A 1,793-nucleotide genomic window follows, 5' to 3' on the forward strand; every position below is an offset into this window, starting at 1 on the left:
CTGTTGCCGTGGGTGCCTGTCGCCTTCGGCGGCGGCATCGCGCTCTATTTCGCCGCCGATCATGAGCCGGTGCTGTGGGTTGTCGCGACGACGGCCGTCGCTCTCCTGCTCGGCGCGATCCTGTTGCGGCGGAGCCGGCTGTTCGCCCCGACGATCATGATTGCCGCGGTCGCGGCCGGCTTTGCCGTGGCGACCTGGAAGACGGCGCGCATCGCCCACCCGGTGCTGGCAAAACCGCTCTATTCGGTGGCGCTGTCAGGCTTCGTCGAGACCCGCGACATCCGCGAGCGCACCGATCGCTTCGTGCTGCGGGTCACCGCCATGGAGGCGCAGCGCAGCGACGTCAAGCTGGAACGCGTCCGCTTCTCCGTGCGCAAGGGCACGGCGCCCGAGGTCGGCAGCTTCGTGCAGCTCAAGGCGCGGCTGATGCCGCCGCTCTCGCCGGTGCGCCCCGGCAGCTACGATTTTTCGCGCGATATGTTCTTTCAGGGCATCGGCGCCTCCGGCTTCGTGATGGGCGCGATCACGGCTTCAATCCCGCCCGATGCCGGCGGCCTGCGGCTGCGCTATGCCGCTTTCATGCAGGGCCTGCGCGATGCGATCGACTCCCGCATCCGCTCAACGCTCGAGGGCGACAATCGTGCGATCGCGACCGCGCTGCTCACCGGGCGGCGCGATGCGATTTCCACGCCCGTCAACGACGCGATGTTCATCTCGGGGCTCGGACACGTTCTCTCGATCTCCGGCTATCACATGGCGGTTGTCGCCGGCGTCGTCTTCTTCGCGGTGCGCGCGCTGCTGGCGCTGGTCCCGGGCCTGGCGGTCGGCTTCCCCATCAAGAAATGGTCTGCCGGCGCCGCGCTGGTGGCGGCCGCGTTCTATCTGCTGCTGTCGGGTGCGGAGGTCGCAACGCAACGATCGTTCTTCATGACCGCGGTGGTGCTGATCGCTGTGATGGTCGATCGCCGCGCCATCACCTTTCGCACGCTGGCCGTGGCGGCGCTGATCGTGCTCGCGGTCGCGCCGGAGGCGCTGGTGCATCCGAGCTTTCAGATGTCGTTCGCGGCAACGCTCGGGCTGGTGGCGCTGGTGCAGATCGGCATGCCGAACCTGTTTGCCTCGCCCGATCATTCCGCGACAGCGCGCGTCGCACTGTGGGGCGGCCGCGAGATCGCGATGCTGTTCCTGGCCTCGCTGATCGCGGGGCTTGCGACCACGCCCTATGCCGCCTTCCACTTCCACCGCGTTACGCCCTACGGCGTGCTCGCCAATCTCGGTGCGATGCCGGTGGTCTCCGCGCTGGTGATGCCGGCGGGCTTGCTGGGATTGCTCGCGGCGCCCTTCGGGCTCGATGGCGTGTTCTGGTGGCTGATGGGGATCGGCATCGACTGGATGGTCGCGGTCTCGCGCTGGGTGGCGGCTTTGCCGGGCGCGGTCGGCCGCATCCCCGCGTTTGGTATCGCGCCGCTGATTGCGGCAAGCCTTGGGATCATCGTGATGGGACTGTTGCGCACGCCCCTGCGCTGGTGCGGTGCCATGGTGCTGCTGGCTTCCATCGCCTGGGGCCTGTCGGTACGCCAGCCCGATATCCTGATTGCCGGGGATGGCGCGAGCGTTGCGGTGCGCGGCGGGGACGGGCGGTTGCACCTGATCAGGACGGGCAAGGATAGTTTCCTGCTGAGGGAGTGGCTAGCGGCCGACGCCGATCCGCGCGATGCCGGCACTAGCGCCTTGGCCGAGGGCGTGTCGTGCGACGAGTCCGGATGCGTGACACCGCTCGTCGACGGGCGGCT

The 1,793-nt window shown here is 68.6% G+C and carries 1 protein-coding gene; it reads left to right on the forward strand.

Features of this window, described 5'->3' with window-relative positions:
• The coding region (locus MOV74_RS37290) for a ComEC/Rec2 family competence protein (RefSeq protein ID WP_246932412.1) at positions 1 to 1,793 on the forward strand (1,793 nt) is incomplete at both ends.

This window comes from Bradyrhizobium sp. SHOUNA76, assembly GCF_023006445.1.
In the GTDB taxonomy this organism is placed as follows: Bacteria; Pseudomonadota; Alphaproteobacteria; order Rhizobiales; family Xanthobacteraceae; genus Bradyrhizobium.